Origin of the sequence: Mitsuokella apri, from assembly GCF_047974105.1 — a bacterium.
Taxonomy (GTDB): Bacteria; Bacillota; Negativicutes; order Selenomonadales; family Selenomonadaceae; genus Mitsuokella.
Window position 1 is genome coordinate 1 of the sequence record NZ_JBHYRS010000004.1, and the last position, 3,797, is coordinate 3,797.

Sequence of the window (3,797 nt, forward strand, 5' to 3'; positions counted from 1 at the left end):
TTCGAAGCGTTCTCGCTTCAAGCGACTCATTTATTGTATCGCAGCTTCTTCATTCTGTCAAGAACTTTTTTCTTTTTCATTTTGAAGATTGTCGGCTATATGACAGCGACGAGCGGCTTCCGATCAAGGAGCTTCGTTCTCATCTTTTTCATATTAGCCAGTGTCTTGCGGCGACTTGTATTATATTACATGACTTTATGCCTTTTGTCAACAATTTTTCCATAAAAAATATAAAAAAGATACCTCACCACTTAGACACATGATGAGGTATCTCTCAATATGATCTTTTGCGTCAGCCATTCAGCCTAAAATGAGCCTTAAGACGGGCCCTCCGTATAGGCCTCAGCGTCGATGACAACGTCATCATCCGCTTCGGAGATCTTGTAATTGCCACGTGGTGTACCGCGACGCTCCAAATCGCGCACAATCGCTGCACCGTCTCCAGATTTCAGCTCTGTCGTCGCTGCCTGCGGCTCATATGCGCGAGCAAAGACAACGTGAGCATCTGAGAGAAGGAACATTACGGCAGCGAAAACGGCTGCCAGGCAAAGCCCTTTTCCAAATAAGATTCTGCTCATGCTCTCACCCGCTTTACCAAGATTGAAAAACAATCTTCCTTTAAATAAAAAGCAGGCTACATGAAATCATACAGCCTGCCAAGATATATCCAGTCCGGTCTTACACGCGAGCAGTAAGGGCTCAGTCACCAATCAGTTCCATAGCCCAATAGTAGTGACCATCACTGCCTCTCACACAAGATACACCCATCTTGGTGAAATGATGGTTGAGGAGATTAGCGCGATGCGTCGGGGAACCCATCCAAGCGCGAACGATCTTTTTTGCATCCACTACTCTGCTGATGGCAAGGTTTTCACCGAACCAGGAGCAGGATGCACCATTCAAAACTGACTTCACAGGGCTGCCGTCCGGGCGCTGATGAGCAAACAAGATGCTTGCTTCCTGCGCCCGCGTTCCAGCCGCCTGATCAAGATAAACAATCTTGGTTAACGGCTGAATTCCGGCTGCCGCACGTTCCATATTGACGCTATCCAGGATTTCGTCCTGAAGGCTGGCCGCAAAAGCCGTGCTTGATGCAAAAACGATACATGCCATGACCAGCAAGGTCATCATCTGCCGCAAGGTTTTCATAATTGGCCGCCTCTTTCGCTTCAAATAAGATTAACATTTGAGTACTTTGTCTCCAAACTTACCTTGTACTCTCCTGTAAAAACAGGCTGCCATCTCATTATTGCGAACTTAAGCAGATTTCCCGCTGTCGTAAATGTCACACATCCACGAAGCATGTTTTGCATCATTTAGTTGTATCAGTTTCGTCTGGTTTATCCTTACTACCTATAGTTTATCATAGTTATTTTGACAGGTCAATTACTCATATTCTTCTAAAGAAAACTATTTTTCCTCTAGAAATATTTTTCTTTATTTACATATCGAAGTGAACATAAACACCGTCAAGGTCCTCAAGAACAAGGCCCATCTCGTTGAAACCAGCGTGGAGAGCCTGTGCCGAGAGTTCCACATTGTTCTTTGCATCGCCAAGGCGGACAAGAGCCATAGCAGCTTCGTCAACCGGCGCAATATTGAACGTGGAACCATTGTACGTCATGCGGAACATGCCTTCTCCATCGGCCGTCACGAGAGTCTTCGTATATTCACGGTACTGCGTCTTCGGCTGATTCGGCTCCGGCAGGCGTTTGCCCGTCGGCTCAAGGCGTACCTTGTCCGGATCTGCCGCAACGTCATACGTGCCATAGTTCGAGACCTGGCCGTTTTCGACTTTGAAGAACGGAAGCTCAGCACTGACGAGACCTGCGACACGGTCGACGCCCGGAATGCCCCGGCTGCCGAGATTGTTCGTCCACAAACCGGAACCATTGAGGTTCGTCGGGTTGTTGTGGTCGATATCCGGCTTCGTCGGAACATCTGGGTTTGTCGGTTCAGGAATCGGCGTAACAACGATACTGCCATCATAAATATAGCGGTAGTTGCCTGCAACATCGCCAGAGATAATTGGCGTGCCGTTGATGTTGGCCACTACGTCATACTTGTTGTCGCCAAGACTGCTGCCATTCGTATACGTCGCATCAACATGCTCACCATAGACAAGCTGGCTGTCAATATCCGGCGTAACCGTATAGGTGACGTCAGACAGCGTACTGCCAGAACCTTCCACAGAGAATTTAACATCTTTCGGCATAATCAAGGCTTCCGCGTCGCCACCCAAAATCGTGTAGTTCTTGAGGAAATCTGCACCCGAAAGTTTCGTACCGAATGCATACGTACCGACGTTGTTCGTCTTCGTATTGTTATTGAGATATGCTCCGCCGTAATCGCCATAGTCAAAGAGGAAGCCTGTTGGCATATCGCCATTAACAAGGCCATCAACCGTCGAAGAGGTCGTCTTGACCGTGCCATACGTCGTTTCGACATCATCCGTATGAAGCGTGAGCTCTGCCGGCGTAACGCTGGCTGTCTTCTCGAAGACTTTGCTCGTTTCACCATCAGCGAAGCGATAGTTCGGATTGTTTGCATCAAGCGTTACCGTCGTGTTGTAGACATTCGTACCGACATCGTTCGTTACACGGCCTTCCGTATTGCCCGTCAAAGCATTGGAGCCCGTAATATCAGCCTCAAAGTCACTGTCGCCATTGACGCCGCGGAACGCAGCTTTGCCAAACTCACCAATCGTACCATACTTCGTCGTGTAGCTTGGGCTGACCACCAGGTCATTCTCCGTAACCGTATACGGCGTAATGTTGACGTAGTTCGTCTCTTCATCCGTAACATTGTAGTTGCGAAGAACATTGCTCTTGCTGTTGAGCGAAGCTTTGTAATCGTACTCGCCGACGTTGTTCGTCTTCGTCAGTTCATCGTTATAAGCCTTGCCATAGTTGCCATTGTCGTAGGTGATGTCATCGGCATCGCCGTTGACCAGAGCGGAATGGCTCGTCATCGTGCCATCATCCAGCGTGACCGTGCCGTAGACCGTGTCGATGCCCTTACGGTTGACCGTCAGGTCTGCCTTTGTGACGCTTGCCGTATTGTCAAACGTGAAGGAGTCCGTATTTGTCAGGCCATAATTTTTCTTCGTCTGTGCATCGAGGTTGTCAAGCGAGACCACCGTCGTGTAGGCATTGTCCGCTGCATCCTCCGTGATGCGGCCTTCCGTATTGCCCGTCAGTGCACTCGAACCCGAGATGCTGAGCTCTGCCGAATCGCCATTGACGCCCGTGAAGGCGGCTTTGCCGAAATCAGCTTTCTCACCATACTTCGTCGTGTATGTAGCACCCGAGATGTACTGGCTGACATTGTCCGGCGTGATGTTCAGCGGCGTGATGTTGACATAGTTCGTGCCTTCATCGATGACATTGTAGTTGCGAAGAACGTTGCTGTCACTGTTCAGCGTTGCCTTGTAATCATACTTGCCGACGTTGTTCGTCTTCGTATTATTATTGAGGTAAGCCGTACCGTAGTCGCCATTCTCGATCGTGATGTCATCGGTATCGCCATTGACCAGGGCTGTATATGTCGTCATCGTGCCGTCGTCCGGCTTGACTGTACCATAGACCGTCTCAATGCCTTTACGGGTGACTGTCAGATTTGCCTTTTCAACCGTTGCCGTGTTGTCCAGCGTTGCCGACGTCTTGTCCGTCAGACCGTAGTTCTTTTTCATCTGGTCGCTGAGGCCGGTGAAGGAGACCACCGTGTTGTAAGCATTCTTTGCTGCATCCTGCGTCTTGCGGTCGCCGCCATTCTTGACCAGAGCATCCGAATCCGTG

3 protein-coding genes are annotated in these 3,797 nt (G+C 49.5%); all 3 read right to left on the reverse strand.

The window, feature by feature from the left end; all coding sequences use genetic code 11:
* Positions 1-317: 317 nt before the first annotated feature.
* A complete protein-coding gene (locus ACE419_RS06585) occupies positions 318-578 on the reverse strand; it encodes a hypothetical protein (protein ID WP_432648295.1) in 261 nt (86 codons plus the stop codon).
* A 121-nt stretch (positions 579-699) separates the two neighbouring features.
* On the reverse strand, positions 700-1,149 hold the full coding sequence (locus tag ACE419_RS06590; protein WP_432648296.1) for a CAP domain-containing protein: 450 nt from the start codon (positions 1,147-1,149) through the stop codon (positions 700-702).
* A 292-nt stretch (positions 1,150-1,441) separates the two neighbouring features.
* Positions 1,442-3,797: autotransporter outer membrane beta-barrel domain-containing protein (locus ACE419_RS06595; protein ID WP_435721425.1), on the reverse strand; the 2,356-nt coding region annotated here is incomplete at its 5' end.

What these genes read in the sequence shown, in the direction of transcription:
- ACE419_RS06585 (WP_432648295.1), bottom strand. Translation starts at nt 578, where the DNA reads ATGAGCAGAATCTTATTTGGAAAAGGGCTTTGCCTGGCAGCCGTTTTC.
- ACE419_RS06590 (WP_432648296.1), bottom strand. Translation starts at nt 1,149, where the DNA reads ATGAAAACCTTGCGGCAGATGATGACCTTGCTGGTCATGGCATGTATC.